At 71.3% G+C, this 15,988-nt stretch carries 18 protein-coding genes and 1 pseudogene; 12 read left to right on the top strand and 7 right to left on the bottom strand.

Features of this window, described 5'->3' with window-relative positions; genetic code table 11:
• The first annotated feature begins 149 nt into the window (after window positions 1–149).
• The 3 genes and pseudogenes from IGS69_RS15955 to IGS69_RS15945 all read left to right on the top strand — a co-directional run.
• Window positions 150–1,964, top strand: coding sequence for a bifunctional metallophosphatase/5'-nucleotidase (locus tag IGS69_RS15955; protein ID WP_190900391.1), 1,815 nt, complete (start codon window positions 150–152; stop codon window positions 1,962–1,964).
• Window positions 1,965–2,022: 58 nt separating this feature from the next.
• Window positions 2,023–3,234 (top strand): LmeA family phospholipid-binding protein, encoded by a 1,212-nt coding sequence (locus tag IGS69_RS15950; RefSeq protein ID WP_190900390.1) that lies wholly within the window; start codon window positions 2,023–2,025, stop codon window positions 3,232–3,234.
• A gap of 9 nt (window positions 3,235–3,243) precedes the next feature.
• Window positions 3,244–3,405, top strand: a pseudogene (locus IGS69_RS15945) (DUF397 domain-containing protein); the annotation flags it as partial.
• A gap of 710 nt (window positions 3,406–4,115) precedes the next feature.
• Here the strand turns inward: IGS69_RS15945 and IGS69_RS15940 are convergent.
• The 6 genes from IGS69_RS15940 to IGS69_RS15915 all read right to left on the bottom strand — a co-directional run bounded on the left by IGS69_RS15940 (window position 4,116) and on the right by IGS69_RS15915 (window position 9,708).
• Entirely contained in the window at window positions 4,116–5,588 is a 1,473-nt protein-coding gene (locus IGS69_RS15940) for a sensor histidine kinase (RefSeq protein WP_190900388.1), read from the bottom strand.
• Entirely contained in the window at window positions 5,585–6,322 is a 738-nt protein-coding gene (locus IGS69_RS15935; protein ID WP_190900386.1) for a response regulator transcription factor, read from the bottom strand. The genes IGS69_RS15940 and IGS69_RS15935 overlap by 4 nt, the downstream gene beginning before the upstream one ends.
• An 87-nt stretch (window positions 6,323–6,409) precedes the next feature.
• Complete coding sequence (locus IGS69_RS15930) at window positions 6,410–6,589, bottom strand: hypothetical protein (protein ID WP_190900384.1); 180 nt, start codon at window positions 6,587–6,589, stop codon at window positions 6,410–6,412.
• 33 nt (window positions 6,590–6,622) lie between these two features.
• The gene (locus IGS69_RS15925) at window positions 6,623–7,621 is read right to left on the bottom strand and encodes a S1C family serine protease (RefSeq protein WP_190900382.1); all 999 of its coding nucleotides are present in this window, start codon (window positions 7,619–7,621) and stop codon (window positions 6,623–6,625) included.
• 148 nt (window positions 7,622–7,769) lie between these two features.
• Window positions 7,770–8,792 (bottom strand): LacI family DNA-binding transcriptional regulator, encoded by a 1,023-nt coding sequence (locus tag IGS69_RS15920; protein WP_190900380.1) that lies wholly within the window; start codon window positions 8,790–8,792, stop codon window positions 7,770–7,772.
• A gap of 127 nt (window positions 8,793–8,919) precedes the next feature.
• Complete coding sequence (locus IGS69_RS15915) at window positions 8,920–9,708, bottom strand: response regulator transcription factor (RefSeq protein WP_190900378.1); 789 nt, start codon at window positions 9,706–9,708, stop codon at window positions 8,920–8,922.
• A 176-nt stretch (window positions 9,709–9,884) separates the two neighbouring features.
• Between IGS69_RS15915 and IGS69_RS15910 the strand changes: the two genes are divergently transcribed.
• The 9 genes from IGS69_RS15910 (at window position 9,885) to IGS69_RS15875 (ending at window position 15,541) form a co-directional block, all read left to right on the top strand.
• A complete protein-coding gene (locus IGS69_RS15910) occupies window positions 9,885–10,736 on the top strand; it encodes an alpha/beta hydrolase (protein WP_190900376.1) in 852 nt (283 codons plus the stop codon).
• Window positions 10,737–10,774: 38 nt separating this feature from the next.
• Window positions 10,775–11,029, top strand: a complete 255-nt coding sequence (locus tag IGS69_RS15905; protein ID WP_010036212.1) for a MoaD/ThiS family protein — start codon at window positions 10,775–10,777, stop codon at window positions 11,027–11,029.
• A gap of 3 nt (window positions 11,030–11,032) precedes the next feature.
• A complete protein-coding gene (locus IGS69_RS15900) occupies window positions 11,033–12,148 on the top strand; it encodes a hypothetical protein (protein ID WP_190900374.1) in 1,116 nt (371 codons plus the stop codon).
• Window positions 12,149–12,299: 151 nt separating this feature from the next.
• Complete coding sequence (locus tag IGS69_RS15895; RefSeq protein WP_190900373.1) at window positions 12,300–13,037, top strand: LmeA family phospholipid-binding protein; 738 nt, start codon at window positions 12,300–12,302, stop codon at window positions 13,035–13,037.
• Between the two features lie 203 nt (window positions 13,038–13,240).
• Window positions 13,241–13,321, top strand: coding sequence for a putative leader peptide (locus IGS69_RS35210; protein ID WP_350310325.1), 81 nt, complete (start codon window positions 13,241–13,243; stop codon window positions 13,319–13,321).
• Between the two features lie 137 nt (window positions 13,322–13,458).
• Window positions 13,459–14,304: a sulfurtransferase gene (locus tag IGS69_RS15890; RefSeq protein ID WP_190900371.1), complete on the top strand. Its 846-nt coding sequence runs from the start codon at window positions 13,459–13,461 to the stop codon at window positions 14,302–14,304.
• Between the two features lie 42 nt (window positions 14,305–14,346).
• Window positions 14,347–14,634, top strand: coding sequence for a DUF1416 domain-containing protein (locus IGS69_RS15885; protein WP_003991226.1), 288 nt, complete (start codon window positions 14,347–14,349; stop codon window positions 14,632–14,634).
• Window positions 14,635–14,720: 86 nt separating this feature from the next.
• Entirely contained in the window at window positions 14,721–14,981 is a 261-nt protein-coding gene (locus IGS69_RS15880) for a DUF3099 domain-containing protein (protein ID WP_104787603.1), read from the top strand.
• Window positions 14,982–15,160: 179 nt separating this feature from the next.
• Window positions 15,161–15,541 (top strand): VOC family protein, encoded by a 381-nt coding sequence (locus IGS69_RS15875; protein ID WP_190900369.1) that lies wholly within the window; start codon window positions 15,161–15,163, stop codon window positions 15,539–15,541.
• On the opposite strand, the gene IGS69_RS15870 is transcribed toward IGS69_RS15875, so the two are convergent.
• Window positions 15,535–15,897 (bottom strand): DsrE family protein, encoded by a 363-nt coding sequence (locus IGS69_RS15870; RefSeq protein ID WP_190900367.1) that lies wholly within the window; start codon window positions 15,895–15,897, stop codon window positions 15,535–15,537. The genes IGS69_RS15875 and IGS69_RS15870 overlap by 7 nt on opposite strands.
• Between the last annotated feature and the right edge of the window lie 91 nt (window positions 15,898–15,988).

The raw sequence follows: 15,988 nt of genomic DNA, 5'->3' as shown, positions 1-15,988 counted from the left end.
AGGGTACGGGGCGCCACCGGCAAATCGGCGGCAAGAAGCAACCCAGACGTAACCACGAAACCCCTGTCGCGCTACGCGCGTTGACTCTAGGCTGCGCCGGACGGCAACACCGTCCGAGCAAAACCGACAGCAGACCCACAGGGGGGCGTATGCCAGCCACTTCACCGGCGTCGGCGCACCAGGAGCGCCGCAGACGTCGTACGAACCGTTTCGTCGCTCTCACCGCCGGTGTCGTCACCGTCGGCGCGCTGGCCGCCGCGGCGCTGCCCGGTTCGGCCAGTGCCGGCGAGGAGCACAAGGGCGGGTACGGCCGCTACCAGGACGTGCAGCTGCTGTCGTTCAACGACCTGCACGGCAACCTCGAGCCGCCGGCCGGTTCCTCCGGCCGGGTCACCGAGACGCAGGCCGACGGGACGACGAAGACCATCGACGCCGGTGGTGTCGAGTACCTCGCCACGCATCTGCGGCAGGCCCGCAAGGGCGAGAAGTACTCCATCACGGCGGCCGGCGGCGACATGGTCGGCGCCTCCCCGCTGATCTCCGGGCTGTTCCACGACGAGCCGGCCATCGAGGCGCTGAACAAGCTCGACCTCGACGTCACCTCCGTCGGCAACCACGAGTTCGACGAGGGGGCCAAGGAGCTGGCCCGCCTGCAGAACGGCGGCTGCCACCCGAAGGACGGCTGCTACGCGGACGAGAAGTTCAAGGGCGCCGACTTCCCCTACCTGGCGGCCAACGTCCTCGACGAGAAGACCGAGAGGCCGATCCTCAAGCCCTACTGGGTGTGGAAGAAGAACGGCGTCAAGGTCGGCTTCATCGGAGTGACCCTGGAGGGCACCCCGGACATCGTCTCCGCCGAGGGCGTCAAGGGCCTGTCCTTCAAGGACGAGGTCGAGACGATCAACAAGTACGCCAAGGTGCTGCAGAAGCAGGGCGTGAAGTCGATCGTCGCCCTCCTCCACGAGGGCGGCTTCCCGGCGTCGACGTCGTACAACTACGACTGTGACTCCCCGGGCGCCGGCGACGGCATCTCCGGCCCGATCGTCGACATCGCCAAGAACGTCACGCCGCAGGTGGACGCGCTGGTCACCGGCCACACCCACAACGCGTACGTGTGCAGCATCGCCGACCCGGCGGGCAAGCCCCGCATGGTCACCTCGGCCGCGTCCTTCGGCCGCCTCTACACCGACACCACGCTGACCTACGACCGGAAGACCGGCGACATCGCCCGTACGGCCGTGAAGTCCGCGAACCGCGTGGTCACCCGGGACGTCCCCAAGGCGCCCGACATGACCGAGCTGATCAGCAAGTGGAACGCCCTGGCCGCGCCCATCGGCAACAAGCCGATCGGCTACATCTCCGGCGACATCGGCAACACCGGCAGCGAGTCCCCGCTCGGCGACCTCATCGCCGACGCCCAGCTCGCCCACGGCAAGCAGCTCGACCCGGAGACCGACCTGGCGCTGATGAACCCGGGCGGTATCCGCGCCCCGCTGACCTACGCCGCCAAGGCCGGTGAGGGCGACGGGGTCGTCACCTACGCCGAGGGCTTCACGGTCCAGCCGTTCGCGAACACCGTGAACCTCCAGGACTTCACGGGAGCGCAGGTCATCCAGGTGCTCAAGGAGCAGGTGTCCGGCCCGAACGCGGCGGCCCCGAAGGTCCTCCAGGTCTCGTCCGGCCTCACCTACACGCTGGACCTCACCAAGTCCGGTGCCGACCGGGTGGTCACGGACAGCATCAGGCTGAACGGCTCGGCCATCGACCCGGCCGCCACCTACCGCGTCGCGACGAACAGCTTCCTCGCGGGCGGCGGCGACGGATTCCCGACCCTCGGGCAGGGCACGAACGACGTGGTCGGCAGCGACGACCTGACGGCTCTGGAGCAGTACCTGACGGCCAACTCCTCGGCGTCGAACCCGATCGCGCCGCCGAAGGCGGACCGCATCACGATCGTGAAGTAAGTCGCATACCCGGGGTACAGGTTGCGGGTGGGGGAGGTACGCGTGATCGGATGGATCGATGCGTACCCCCCACCACCTAGATGCGCATCCCCGACCGAACCCGTACGAGGAGCTCGCCGCCCTCGATGACGGGCCTCTGGAGGAGACCCCTCTGGAGGAGTTCCTCACGGAGGAACGCGATGCGGGCGCCGAGGACGCCTGGGCCCCGCCGGACCACCGCCGCGGCGGCAAGCGGCGCAGGAAGAATCGTTTCGCTGGCTTGCCGCTCGCGGTGAAGGCGGTGGTCGGCCTGGCCGTCCTCGCCTCGTTCGCCGCCCTCGGCGACCGCTGGGCCGTGCTGTACGCCGAGCACCGGGCCGCCGACACCCTCAAGGACCGCCTCGGCCTGGCCGCGGCGCCCGAGGTGGAGATCGGCGGCTTCCCCTTCCTCACCCAACTCGCCGACAAGCGGCTGGACTCGGTGAAGGTGACCGTCCCGGACGTCGCCGCCGACCGGGTCTCCCTGGCCAAGGTGTCGGCCACGGCCCACGACGTGACGCTGAACGCCGACGGCCTCACCTCCGTGCGCGGCGCCCACGTCCCCCGCTTCGACGGGGACGTCCAGCTCACCTTCGCCGACCTCAACCGCGAACTCGGCGCCTCCCAGGTGACGTTCACCGGCGAGGGCCGCGACCGGGTCCGGGCGAACGGCACCCTGCCGGTCGCCGGGCACAACCTCCGGCTGCGCGCCGAGGCCCGGATCCAGCGGCAGGGGGAGCGGGGCATCGCCACGGAGATCGGCAAGATGCGCCTGGACATCGGCGACCTGGCCACCTACCGCCCCGGCACCCGCGCCTCGGAGGGCCTGCATCTGACGGCCAAGGGCACCGCCGACCTCGCCCGGGAGACCCGCAAGGCCAAGGCGCTGCTGTCGGTCCCGGCCATCGTGCGGCGGATGGGCGTGCCCGAGGCGACCGTGCGCGAGGCCCTGGCCGACGACGGCAAACTCGCCGAGCTGACCGGCTCCCCGCGCTTCGCCCGCCAGGCCGCCGGCCTCAACCTCATCGACCTGGCCCTGGAGAACCCCGAGGTCATGCGCCGCCTGGGCCTGGACCCCAACCTGCTCGACTCCCTGTCGGACCTGACCCGCCCGGCCCTGGCCGACCGACTGTCCCTGGCGTTCGAACTGCCCGAACCGGACCAGGGAGACGTGCGGTTGCAGGAGGTACGGGTGGAGGAGGACGGCATCCGTGTGCGGGTGTCGGGATCGGGGCTGACGGTGGGGCGGTGACGGTCAGGGCGCAAGTCGAGCTACAGCGACGGGGGAGCCAACAACTGTGCAGAGGTCGCCGACAACTGCCCCGGCACAGTCCCCGTTCGAGACAGCAAGCGGTCGGATGGTCCCGTGCTCGTGTTCGGGTCGGGCGCCTGGGCGTCCTTCGTAACGTACGTCAAGAAGTAACTGTCGGGGCCGCCCGCTTCTTTGGCAGTGTCGTGCTTCCACGGCCTGCCTCAAGGGCGCTTCGCGTCGCCTTAGGCGATGGCCCTGCGGGCCACCCTTGACCCAGGCCGTTCCAGCACGGGAGAGAAGCGAGCGAGCGGCCCGGAAAGGCGGGTGGCCGAGCCTGCCTGCGATCTTCGGCCCGTTGCCTCGCTCAGCGGCGTCCACGTGCGCGACCGCGCCTCGCCCGCACGCCAGGTGGGCTAAGCGGCGATCGGTGGGTGGGTGGGCGCTGGGAGGGGGGTTGAGGTGGTGAGTGGAGCGTTTCGGACCAGTGGGGAGTGCATGGGCCCTGGCAGGCAGGGGCAGGCGTGGCGCAAACGCTCCAGTTCCTTGCGCTGCCCCTCCCGAGTGGCCGGCTGACCACCCCACCCCACCGCAAGCCGCTGAGACCGCCCGGCGTGCCGCCCCCTGCCCGATGCGCCCTACGTCGCCGAGCGGCCGGAAAGGCGACCGGTGGGGCGTCTGCCCTGGCCACCCGCTCTTCGGGCCGCTCGCTCGCTTCTCTCCCGTGCTGGAACGGCCTGGGTCAAGGGTCGGCCGCAGGCCGATCGCCGAAGGCGACGCGAAGCGCCCTTGATGCAGGCCGTGGAAGCACGGCACTGCCAAAGAAGCGGGCGGCCCCGACAGTTTCCTTCGACGGGGGGTGGTCGATCCAGTCCTGACCTACCTCAGGGAAGGGGCAGATCCTCCGGTGGGGGGACCGCCGCCCCGGGCAGTCGTACTGTCGCCACCGTGCCGCCGTTCTCCGCCCGGGACAAGGAGACCTCGCCCCCGGCCTGCTGCACCGTACGCGCCACGATCGACAGGCCCAGGCCCGAGCCCGGCAGTGCGCGTGCGCTCGGGGAGCGCCAGAAGCGGTCGAAGACGTGGGGGAGTTCGTCGGCGAGGATGCCCGGGCCGTGGTCGCGGACCGTGAGGGTGCCCGAGGCCAGGCAGACCTCGATCGTGCCGCCCGCCGGGCTGAACTTCACCGCGTTGTCGAGGATGTTGACCACCGCCCGTTCCAGGGCGGAGGGTTCCGCCCGGACGAACCACGGCTGGACGTCCGCCGTGATCGTGAGCTCCGGGCCCCGCAGCCGGGCCCGCCGCAGCGCCGACTCGACCGTGTCGTGCCAGGCGACGATCTGTGTCCGGCCCGCGTGCTGGCCCGTGTCCGGGCGGGACAGCTCCTGGAGGTCGCCGATGAGCGCGGCCAGTTCCGTCATCTGCGCCTTCACCGACGCGAGCAGCGCCTTGCGGTCCGCCTCGGGGATGGGGCGGCCCGTTTCCTCGCTGCGGGTGAGGAGTTCGATGTTGGTGCGCAGGGACGTGAGCGGCGTGCGGAGTTCATGGCCGGCGTCCGCGATCAGTTGCTGTTGCAGCTCCTGGGAGCTGGCCAGCGCCGACGTCATCGAGTTGAAGGACCGGGACAGCCGGGCGATCTCGTCCTCGCTGTCGTCCGCCACGGGGATGCGGATGTGCAGATCCTCCGTACGGGCCACGTGCTCGACGGCCTCGGTCAGCTTGTCCACGGGGCGCAGCCCGGCCCGGGCGACGGCCAGGCCGGCGGCTCCGGCACCCAGCACTCCGACGCCGGAGACGAGAAGGAGGATCAGGGCGAGCTCGTTGAGCGTGGACTGGGTTCCCTTGAGCGGCAGGGCGACGACGAGGGAGTAGTCCGCGGCCACACCCTGCGTCAGGGGCCCGTCCTTGATGACGACCGCCGTGGCCAGGACGCGGAGCTTGTTGCCGTCGTTGTCCGTGCCGTCGCGGATCTGGCCCTGGTTCGGGACGGGGTCCTTGGCCACGGCCTTGTCCTCGCCGCGGACCTGTACCTGGGCCGTGGAACTCGGGAAGAGGCACACCTTGCCGTCGGCCCGGACCAGCTGCCCGTAGCTCTTGGGCCGGGTCCCCATGCCCAGCGTGTCGGACGGCGTCTGGCGGCAGTTGTCCGTGAGGCTCTGGAAGTCGTCCGGACGCAGCGGCCCGACCGACGACTTCAGGTCGTTGTCGATCTCGTCGTACAACTTCCCCTGCACGATGAACCAGCACGTCACCGACACCGCCGCCACCGCGAACGCCACCGCCGCCGCCACCAGCAGCGCAAGGCGGGAGCGGATCGGCAGGGAGCGGAAGCGCCGTACGACCGTGCGGGGACTCACTCCGCGCCGCCCTGCCGCAACACGTATCCGACGCCCCGGACCGTGTGGACGAGGCGCGGTTCGCCGCCCGCCTCGGTCTTGCGGCGCAGGTACATGACGTACACGTCGAGGGAGTTCGACGACGGCTCGAAGTCGAAGCCCCAGACGGCCTTGAGGATCTGCTCCCGGGTGAGGACCTGGCGCGGGTGTGCCATGAACATCTCCAGGAGCGTGAACTCGGTGCGGGTCAGCTCCACCGGGCGCCCGCCCCGCGTGACCTCCCGTGTCGCGAGGTCCATGCGCAGGTCGGCGAAGGTGAGCGCGTCCTCGTCGGCCGGGTCGGCCGCGCCCACGGCCGCCGCGTAGGAGCTGCGGCGCAGCAGCGCGCGGATGCGGGCGAAGAGTTCGTCGAGTTCGAACGGCTTGACCAGGTAGTCGTCGGCGCCCGCGTCGAGGCCGGTGACGCGGTCGCCGACCGTGTCGCGGGCCGTGAGCATCAGGATCGGCGTGGTGTCGCCCGTGGCACGGATGCGGCGCGCCGCCGTCAGGCCGTCCATGCGCGGCATCTGGATGTCGAGGACCACCAGGTCGGGCCGGTAGGTCGCCGCCTTCTCGAGCGCGTCGGCGCCGTCGACGGCGACCTCGGTCCCGTACCCCTCGAACGCGAGGCTGCGCTGGAGTGCTTCGCGTACGGCCGGCTCGTCGTCGACGATCAGGATGCGCTGCGGGTCACGGTCGCCGTCTGCGGGGCTCATGGGTCGGGGGTCCTCGGAGGTGAAGGGGGACGGGGGTGCTCTGACGCTCTCAGCGTCGCACGTCGCAGGCGCGAGCCGGCGGGAACGTCAGCCCCGCAGCGCCCGGCGCCGGGCCTTCCCGGCGCGGCTCGCCCTGCGGGTCGCCGGGGCCGGTGCCGTCTCCGCCGCCCGGCCCGTCGGCGCGTGCAGGGCGGACGCCACCGCCAGGGCCAGGCCGATCGCCGCCGGGTCCGCGCCCGGTTCCGTGTGCACCATCTGCTCGATCATCGCCGTACTCCTCGCTCTCTCGGTCGCCCGGACTCAGTCGGTCGATCCCGCCCGCAGCTTCGCGAGGTCGGCCTTGACGGTGTTGATCGGGATGGAGAAGCCCAGGCCGACGCTGCCCGCGGCGGAGGACGAGGAGGCCTGGCCGGCCGGCGAGTACATCGCGGAGTTGATCCCGATGATGTTGCCGTTCATGTCGATCAGCGCGCCGCCCGAGTTGCCCGGGTTGAGGGACGCGTCGGTCTGGAGCGCCTTGTACGTCGTCGTGTCGGAGCCGGTGTCGCCGTTGAACTGGCGCCCGCCGAACTCGAACGGCCACTCGTCGCCCTGGCCCTGGCCCTGCCCCTGGTCCTCCTCGGTCGGGACGGTGACGTCACGGTCGAGGGCCGAGATGATGCCGCTGGTGACGGTGCCGGACAGGCCCTCGGGGGAGCCGATGGCCACGACCTGGTCGCCGACCTGGATCCCGGCCGAGTCGCCGAGCGTGGCGGCCTTCAGGCCGGAGGCGTTCTCCAGCTTGATCAGCGCCAGGTCCTTCTTGCTGTCGGTGCCGACGACCTTCGCGGTGTAGGACTTGCCGTCGTTGGTCGTCGCCTTGATCTGGGAGGCACCGGAGACGACGTGGTTGTTGGTGATGATCTCGCCGCCGCTGGTGATGATCACGCCGGAGCCTGTGGAGGACCCGGCGTTGGAGGTGGCGCTGATCTCGACGATGCTCGGGCTGACGGCCTTCGCGACGCCGGCCACGGTGCCCTTCTGGCTGGAGGGGACCACGTTGGTGCTGGTGGAGCTGGAGGCGACGGTGTCGTTGCCGGTCAGTTCCTGGATGCCGTAGGCGGTGCCGCCGCCTATCGCAGCGGCCACGATCGCCACGGCGGCGATCAGGGCGAAGGGGCCACGGCCGCGCTTCTTCGGATGCGGAGCCTGCGCCGGGGCGTACGCCGGCGGGGGCGGCCACTCGGGGTTCACCGGGGCCTGCTGCTGACCCTGGTAAGGGTTCTCGTACCCGCCACTGCGGTGGAAGCTCTCGGTCATGGAACAGAGCTTGTCGCCCGACCATGAGAGCTTCCTGAGTGCTCCCTGAAAAGCCCGACAGAACCTCGTATGCCCGATATAAAGAGGCCTGCGGTCTCGAGGTCCGCCGCCTCGACAGAGAGGGGCCCGCCGCCCCGGCCTTCGGAGGCTACGCGCAGCCGCAGGACTGCCGGGTCACCAGCCGCGACGGGAACACCTTCAGCCGCTCCCGCCGGGCCCCCGCCACCCGCAGCCCGTCGTCGAGGACGAGGTCCACCGCCGCGCGGGCCATGGCCGGGCGGTCGGACGCGATCGTCGTGAGGGGCGGGTCCGTGAGCGCCGCCTCCTTGATGTCGTCGAAGCCGGCCACCGCCAGCTCGCCGGGCACGTCGATGCGCAGTTCGCGCGCCGCGCGCAGCAGGCCGATCGCCTGGTCGTCGGTGGAGCAGAAGATCGCCGGGGGGCGCTGGGGGCCGGAGAGGATCTTCAGGGCGGCCTGGTAGGCGTCGTAGCGGTTGTAGAGGACCTCGAAGAGGCGGCCCTCCGTGGAGATCCCGGCCTCGTCCATCGCGCGGCGCCAGCCCTCGACGTGGTCGGAGACCGGGTCGCCGACCGCGGGGGTCTCGGCTATGCCGCCCATACAGGCGACGTACTCGTGGCCGTGCTCCAGCAGGTGCCGGACGGCGAGCTCGGCGCCGCCCAGGTCGTCCGTGGTGACGGCGACGTCGTCGATGGCCTCGGGCCGTTCGTGCAGCAGCACGACCCGGGCGTCCCAGGCCTCGATCTCGGCGGCGGCGAGGTCGTTGAGCGCGTGGCTGACGAGGATGAGTCCGGAGACCCGCATCCCCAGGAAGGCGCGCAGGTAGTGGACCTCGCGTTCGCCGACGTAGTCGGTGTTGCCGACGAGGACCATCTTTCCGCGCTCGGAGGCGGCCTGCTCGACCGCGTGCGCCATCTCCCCGAAGAAGGGCTGGCGGGCGTCCGGGATGATCAGGCCTATGAGGTCCGTGCGCCGGGACGCCATGGCCTGGGCCACCCGGTCGGGCCGGTACCCCAGTTCCTTGATCGCGGCGAGGACACGCTCGCGCGTGGCCGGGGCGACCGGCCGGGGTCCGTTGTTGATGACATAACTGACCACGGCAGTGGAAGTCCCTGCCAGCCGCGCCACATCATCCCGAGTCACCTTGGCCACGCGCGGAGTCTACGCGGATATACCGGCTCTGGGCAGGGCGTAAAGGAGGTTCCGTACGATATCCCGACCGCCGTCCGGGCATCCCGTGCGGGAAGCGATGCCCGGGCCGGCGCCGCAATACGCCTCTTTACGCCTTCGCGCGGGCCTCGGTCGCGTTCAGGGCGGCCGAGTTGTCCGCGGTGTCCGGCTTTGCCTTGGCCGCCTTGGCCTTCGCTTCCTCGGTGAGGCGGTCCATCTTCTCCGGCTTCTCCGGCGTAACAAATCGATAACCGACGTTCCGGACGGTGCCGATCAGCGACTCGTGCTCGGGGCCGAGCTTGGCGCGCAGCCGCCGTACGTGCACGTCGACCGTGCGCGTACCGCCGAAGTAGTCGTAGCCCCAGACCTCCTGGAGCAGCTGGGCGCGGGTGAAGACGCGGCCGGGGTGCTGGGCGAGGTACTTCAGGAGCTCGAACTCCTTGAAGGTGAGGTCGAGGACGCGGCCCTTGAGCTTGGCCGAGTACGTCGCCTCGTCGACCGACAGGTCGCCGTTGCGGATCTCCATGGGGGAGTCGTCGCTGACGATCTGCTGCCGGCCCATGGCCAGCCGCAGCCGGGCCTCGACCTCGGCCGGGCCGGCGGTGTCGAGCAGGACGTCGTCGATGCCCCAGTCGGCGGTGACGGCGGCGAGGCCGCCCTCGGTGACGACGAGGACGAGCGGGCAGCCCGGCCCGGTGGAGCGCAGCAGCTGACAGAGGCTGCGCACCTGCGGCAGATCGCGCCGGCCGTCGATGAGGATGACGTCGGCACCGGGGGTGTCGACGAGGGCGGGGCCCTCCGCGGGGGCCACGCGCACGGTGTGCAGGAGCAGGCCGAGGGCGGGGAGCACCTCCGTCGAGGGCTGGAGGGCGTTGGTCAGGAGCAGCAGAGAACTCATACGTCTGGTTCCTCCTCGGTCCCTGCGAGGACGCTTGTTGGTACAGCACCGCTCTGTCTGCGATCCCGAAGGCCCCGTACACCTGCGGTTTCCCGCTTCGTATACAACGCTTCCGAAAGCACAAAAGGACCCGGGGGCTTCGCTGCCCGAGTCCTATGCCCAGCAGAATAGCCCACATGAGCTCTGGTCCGGCAGGTCATGTGGCGCGTTCCACCGATCGTCCACACTCCGAGACGCCCGCGGGAACGCGTGTACGGAGGCCGTCGAGGACGTTTCTGCGTACGGCCGACGGGGTGACGATCGACGCCCTGTACGACCCCGGCACCGCGGTGCACGACGCCTCGCGGACGCCTTCCGGTCCTCCCGTGTTCGTCGTCGCCCACGGTTTCACCGGGGCCGTGGACCGGCCGCATGTACGAAGGGTGGCGCAGGTCTTCGCGCGTTACGGGGCGGTCGTCACGTTCTCCTTCCGGGGCCACGGTGCGTCCGGCGGGCGGTCCACGGTCGGGGACCGGGAGGTGCTCGACCTGGCGGCGGCGGTGCGGTGGGCGCGGGAGCTCGGGCACGCGCGCGTGGGGACGGTCGGGTTCTCGATGGGCGGCTCGGTGGTGCTGCGGCACGCGGCGCTGCACCCCCGCGAGACCGACGCGGTGGTGTCGGTCAGCGCCCCGGCCCGCTGGTACTACCGGGGGACCGCCCCGATGCGGCGGCTGCACTGGATGGTGACGCGGCCGGAGGGGCGGATCGTCGGCCGGTACGGCTTCGGGACCCGCATCCACCACCGTGACTGGGACCCGGTCCCGCTCTCCCCGGTGGAGGCGGTGCCGAGGATCGCCCCCACCCCGCTGCTGATCGTGCACGGCGAGGCCGACGGCTACTTCCCCGTCGACCACCCGCGGATGCTGGCCGCCGCCGCCGGTGACCAGGGTGAACTCTGGCTGGAGCCGGGGATGGGGCATGCCGAGCACGCGGCCGGCGAGGCGTTGCTGGCCCGGATCGGGGAGTGGGTCGCGGCCCGGGCGGGCTAGCCTGACGGGGTTCATCGCCGAATTCATTGAGGAAGCAGATGCCAAAGGTCACGGTGCGCTACTGGGCCGCCGCCAAGGCCGCGGCCGGGGTGGCCGAGGAGCCGTACGAGGCGGCCACCCTCGCCGAGGCGCTCGACGGAGTGCGCGAGCGGCACCCCGGCGAGCTCGAGCGCGTCCTGCGCCGGTGCTCGTTCCTGGTGGACGGCGACCCCGTGGGCACCCGCGGACATGAGACGGTACGGCTGGCCGACGGCGGCACGGTCGAGGTGCTCCCGCCGTTCGCAGGAGGATGAGCGATGACCAACCAGCCGAACCAGCCGCATCAGCAGAACCAGCCGTACGACCCCTACGGCCCCTACGGGCAGCAGCCGCAGGCGTGGCCCGGGCAGGGGTACCAGGGGTATGAGGACCCGCACGCCGCTCAGCAGTACACGCAGCAGTGGCAGGGGCAGACCTGGGAGACGCAGAACCACCAGGCGGTGTCCGCGCAGGCGCCGGATCCGGAGACGGCGATTCTGACCCCGCAGTCGCCCCGGCCGCCCCAGTCGTCCCAGGAGCCCCGTAGCCCCCGGACGCCGCAGGAACCCGCGGCCCCGGCCGCGACCGACGCCGACGCCTCCGCCGGCGGCTACGGCCCCGCCACCGTCGGCGGGAACGCGCGCGTCACCGACGCGCAGCGGGCCCGCGCGGAGGGTCGCTCGCCGATCATCGAGCCCGGCATGCAGCCGGCGGCGCTGACGGCGCTGCTCGGGCTGCTGCTGGCCGGTGCCGCGGCGATCGGGACCTACGCGCTGCTCGTGCCGCTGGTGATCCTCCAGGCCGTCACCGCGGCGGGCTGGTTCCGGCTGAACGGGATGTGGCCGGCCCGGCAGGGCATCGCGCTGGGCTTCGCGGGCGCGCTGGCCGCCGACGCGGCGCTGCTGGTCTCGGGCGGCTCGCCGTCGGCGATCCTCGGCACGATCGGGGTGTGGGTGCTGCTCGCGCTGGTCCTGCAACTGCGGTCGCACGCCGATCCGGACGAGCGGATGTACGGCCTGATGGCGACGGTCGCGGCGTCGGCGCTGGCGATCGTGGCCGGCGGGTACCTCGCGGCCGCCGCGGACGCGGTCACGGTCGGCGCGGTGGCCGTCGCGGTCGCCGTCCTGGCCCGCGCGCTGCCGCTGCCGACCCCGGCCTCGGTGGTGGTGTCCCTGCTCGCCGCGGCGGGTGCGGGCATCGCGATGGGCTCGGTCACGGACCTCGGCGCGTCGGGCGCCCTCCTCGGCGCGGGCGCCGCCGTCTGCGCCCTGATCGGCCACCGGGTCGCGAGCTACGACTACCCCTCCCGCTTCGTCCACTTCACGGCGGGCGTGGCCCTGCCGCTGGCCGCCGCGGCCCCCGCGGTGTACGTCCTGGGCAGGGCGCTGGCGTAGATCCGGCCGGGCGGGACACCGCGCCCCGGCCCTGTCACAGATGATCAACAATCCCGCGGTCCCCCTTCCCCGCGGGGTTACTCTCACGCAAGGGACGGCCACCCGGTCGTCAGGCACCGCCGTCTAACCGACTGGGTGGGGGACACACCGCATGCGCGCACTGCGAATACTGCTGATCTTCGTCGTGATCCTGGGCGGGCTCTTCGTGATCGCCGACCGTGTGGCGGTCGGCTTCGCCGAGGACGAGGCCGCCGAGCGGCTGAAGACGACGGAGAACCTGTCGGCGACGCCCGATGTGTCCATCAAGGGCTTCCCGTTCCTCACCCAGGTCGCCGGCGGTTCCCTGGACGACATCGAGGTCGGCATCAAGGACTACGAGGCCGCCGCGGGCAACGACGGCCAGAAGATCCGCATCGACGACCTCCGGGCGGACATGAAGGGCGTCGAGTTCTCCGGCGACTACAGCTCCGCCACCGCCTCCACCGCCACCGGCACCGCGACCATCGCCTACGACGAGCTGCTGAAGACGGCGAAGTCCGAGCCCACCCAGGTCGCCCCGGGCGTCACCGCGAACGTCGTCGGTCTCTCCGACGGCGGCAACGGCAAGATCAAGGTGACCGTCGAGGCCACGGTCCTCGGCACCAAGCTGCCGGAGCCGGTCTCCGTGCTGAGCTCGGTGAAGGTGGACGACGGCACGGTCCGCGTGCACGCCGACGGCCTGCCCAAGTTCGGCGGCGTCGACATCGCCGAGAACCGTGTCCGGGCGATCACCGACTTCCAGCAGAAGATCGACGGCCTGCCCGGCGGCATCGAGCTGGACACCGTCCAGGCCGCCCCGGACGGCGTCGAGATCACGGTGAAGGGTTCCGACGTCCGTCTGGCCGGGTAGGCAGTCGCTCGGCGGGTCCGACCTGCGCTGTCCGGTGGGCGAGACGGCGATGTCCGCAGCGTAGCTGTGACGGGGGATACGGTCGGCCGGACGCCGTGCGGGGAGCGCCCTGGCGGCCTCTCGATCCCATATGGCGGATTGTCTCGTCTCAGCATGCGACACGCCGGTGACATGCCCGCCCGACCGTCCCTACGATCGAGGCTATGAAGCGACAGGCGGATCTCACGAAGCGGCGGGCAGTAGACCTGTGCCGCGTCGCCGCCATGCTCTGTCGCACCTTCTGAGCGATCGCGTCGGCAGTCGCGCCGGCGCGCGCATCCCCGCAGCCCCGCATCACGGGCACCTGTGCGCCGCCCTGCCTCAAGGGCGCGCCCTCCATACCTCGCACGCCCCGCCGTAACTGCCCCGGAGGAGAAGAAGCATGAGCCGCAACGACGTCCTGGTTGACGCCGACTGGCTCCAGGAGCACCTGGACGACCCGACCATCGCCATCGTCGAGGTGGACGAGGACACGTCCGCCTACGAGAAGAACCACATCCGCAACGCCATCCGGATCGACTGGACGCAGGACCTCCAGGACCCGGTCCGCCGTGACTTCGTCGACCAGGAGGGCTTCGAGAAGCTCCTGTCCGACAAGGGCATCGGCAACGACCACACCGTGGTTCTCTACGGCGGCAACAACAACTGGTTCGCCTCCTACGCCTACTGGTACTTCAAGCTGTACGGCCACGACAGCGTCAAGCTTCTCGACGGCGGTCGCAAGAAGTGGGAGCTCGACGCCCGCGAGCTGGTCGGCGGCGACGAGGTGCCGGAGCGTCCGAAGACGGAGTACAAGGCCAAGCCGCAGGACACGTCCATCCGCGCCTTCCGCGACGAGGTCGTGGACGCCATCGGCAAGCAGAACATCGTCGACGTGCGCTCGCCCGACGAGTTCGCCGGCAAGCTGCTCGCCCCGGCCCACCTGCCGCAGGAGCAGTCGCAGCGCCCCGGCCACGTGCCGACCTCCCGCAACATCCCGTGGTCGAAGAACGCCAACGACGACGGCACCTTCAAGTCCGACGAGGAGCTCAAGAAGCTCTACGAGGACGAGGAGATCGACCTGTCCAAGGACACCATCGCCCTGTGCCGCATCGGTGAGCGCTCCGCGCTGTCCTGGTTCGTGCTGCACGAGCTGCTCGGCGTGGAGAACGTCAAGAACTACGACGGCTCCTGGACCGAGTACGGCTCCCTCGTGGGCGTGCCGATCGAGCTCGGCGCCGGCAAGTAACCCCACCCGACCGACCTTTCCAGACCCCTTCAGGAGTAAGACATGTGCGGTGCGAAGGCCGGCGGCCCCGACGCCTCGACGATCAAGCCCGGTGAGACCACCATCCAGGGTCAGGTGACCAAGGACGGCGAGCCCGTGGTGGGTTACGTCCGTCTGCTGGACTCGACCGGCGAGTTCACGGCCGAGGTGCCGACCTCGGCGACCGGACAGTTCCGCTTCTACGCGGCCGAGGGCACCTGGACCGTCCGTGCCCTCGTGCCCGGCGCCACCGCCGACCGCACGGTCGTCGCCCAGCAGGGCGGCCTGGCGGAGGTCGCGATCGCCGTCTGACGGCGACCGTATTCCGAAGGGCCGCACCCCGCGGGTTGGACACCTGGGGTGCGGCCCTTCGGCGTGCCCGGACCTACGCTGGACGTATGTACGCACGCCGGCGTCACACGTACTTCGCGATGATGGGCCTCTGCATCGGCCTCTTCGTGCTGGCCTGGGGTGTCGTGCGGCTGTGGTCCGTTCCCGTCGCCGTCGGGATGTGTGTCGTCGCCATGGTCATCCCGCCCGTGGCGGCCATGGTCGCGAACCGGCGCGGACCGGAGGACCGGTGGTGGGACGACCCGTCCGGCGATCCCCAGTCCGACGAATGGTGGGACGAACTGGACGGCAAGAAACGCCCCCACTGACCGCCGCCCGCCCCTGCGCGCCCGTGCTGGGCGGCGCCTGCCTCGCCCGCCCCCACGGAGCGGCGTACGCCCCGCCAGTCCGGGTTGAGTGGCGCCTGCTTCGCTCGCCCGCGCTGAGCGGCGTCCGCTCGCGCTTGCTGACCGGCGTCCTTCCCGCCCGTCCGGGGTATCCGCGGCCCATGAGACTCACAGCAGCCGTGCTGGACGCCCCGGAGCTCGCGCGCTTCTACCTGCGTCTGCTGCCCGGCTGGGGCGTGTGGCGGGGCGAGGACGGCCCTGACTGGGTGCACATCCGGCCCCCGGACGGCGGCACGGGGCTGTCCTTCCAGACGGAGCCCGGCTACCGGCCGCCGGTCTGGCCGAGCGAGCCGGGCCGGCCGCGGATGATGATGCACCTCGACATCGAGGTCGACGACCTGGAGCGGGAGACCGCGCGGGCCGTCGCCGCCGGGGCGCGGCCGGCGGGGCACCAGCCGCAGGACCACGTCCGGGTGCTGCTGGATCCGGCAGGGCACCCGTTCTGCCTCTACACGGAAAGTCCTCGGCGAGCGCCTCAGTAGACGAGCGCCTGCGTCTCGTCCGCCATCGCTTCCTGCACGAAGACCTGCGCCCCGGCGATGCGGACGCCCTTGATGACGTCCTGCTCCGTGATCTCGCGGCGCGCCGCGCACTGCGTGCACAGGGTGACGCGGCCGCCCGCGAGGAGGGAGTCCAGCAGGTCGGGCAGGGGGGCGGCGTGCGGCAGCTCGAACTCGGCGGCGCGGCCGGGCAGCGCGAACCAGGCGGACTCGCCGGTCAGCCACAGGGAGACGTCGACACCACTGGCCACGGCCACCGCCGCCACCGTGAACGCCTGAGAGCACCGCTCGGGAGCATCGGCCCCCGCCGTCACCTTGATCACCAGCTTCTTCGCCATAGCCGAATCGTAATCAACGCCCGTGCAACCGCGGGCGTCGACCGAGGGTCTCCTGTGCGCGCGCATACGGAATGCGCGACTCACGTTCTGT

It is taken from the genome of Streptomyces tuirus (assembly GCF_014701095.1).
Lineage (GTDB): Bacteria > Actinomycetota > Actinomycetes > Streptomycetales > Streptomycetaceae > Streptomyces > Streptomyces tuirus.
This window is presented reverse-complemented; position numbering and strand designations above follow the sequence as displayed.

Coding starts and splice junctions, on each gene's coding strand:
- IGS69_RS15905 (WP_010036212.1), top strand. CDS start 10,775: ATGCCAAAGGTCACGGTGCGCTACTGGGCCGCCGCCAAGGCCGCGGCC.
- IGS69_RS15910 (WP_190900376.1), top strand. CDS start 9,885: ATGAGCTCTGGTCCGGCAGGTCATGTGGCGCGTTCCACCGATCGTCCA.
- IGS69_RS15895 (WP_190900373.1), top strand. CDS start 12,300: ATGCGCGCACTGCGAATACTGCTGATCTTCGTCGTGATCCTGGGCGGG.
- IGS69_RS15915 (WP_190900378.1), bottom strand. CDS start 9,708: ATGAGTTCTCTGCTGCTCCTGACCAACGCCCTCCAGCCCTCGACGGAG.
- IGS69_RS15900 (WP_190900374.1), top strand. CDS start 11,033: ATGACCAACCAGCCGAACCAGCCGCATCAGCAGAACCAGCCGTACGAC.
- IGS69_RS15930 (WP_190900384.1), bottom strand. CDS start 6,589: ATGATCGAGCAGATGGTGCACACGGAACCGGGCGCGGACCCGGCGGCG.
- IGS69_RS15885 (WP_003991226.1), top strand. CDS start 14,347: ATGTGCGGTGCGAAGGCCGGCGGCCCCGACGCCTCGACGATCAAGCCC.
- IGS69_RS15955 (WP_190900391.1), top strand. CDS start 150: ATGCCAGCCACTTCACCGGCGTCGGCGCACCAGGAGCGCCGCAGACGT.
- IGS69_RS15870 (WP_190900367.1), bottom strand. CDS start 15,897: ATGGCGAAGAAGCTGGTGATCAAGGTGACGGCGGGGGCCGATGCTCCC.
- IGS69_RS35210 (WP_350310325.1), top strand. CDS start 13,241: ATGAAGCGACAGGCGGATCTCACGAAGCGGCGGGCAGTAGACCTGTGC.
- IGS69_RS15935 (WP_190900386.1), bottom strand. CDS start 6,322: ATGAGCCCCGCAGACGGCGACCGTGACCCGCAGCGCATCCTGATCGTC.
- IGS69_RS15890 (WP_190900371.1), top strand. CDS start 13,459: ATGAGCCGCAACGACGTCCTGGTTGACGCCGACTGGCTCCAGGAGCAC.
- IGS69_RS15950 (WP_190900390.1), top strand. CDS start 2,023: ATGCGTACCCCCCACCACCTAGATGCGCATCCCCGACCGAACCCGTAC.
- IGS69_RS15925 (WP_190900382.1), bottom strand. CDS start 7,621: ATGACCGAGAGCTTCCACCGCAGTGGCGGGTACGAGAACCCTTACCAG.
- IGS69_RS15880 (WP_104787603.1), top strand. CDS start 14,721: ATGTACGCACGCCGGCGTCACACGTACTTCGCGATGATGGGCCTCTGC.
- IGS69_RS15875 (WP_190900369.1), top strand. CDS start 15,161: ATGAGACTCACAGCAGCCGTGCTGGACGCCCCGGAGCTCGCGCGCTTC.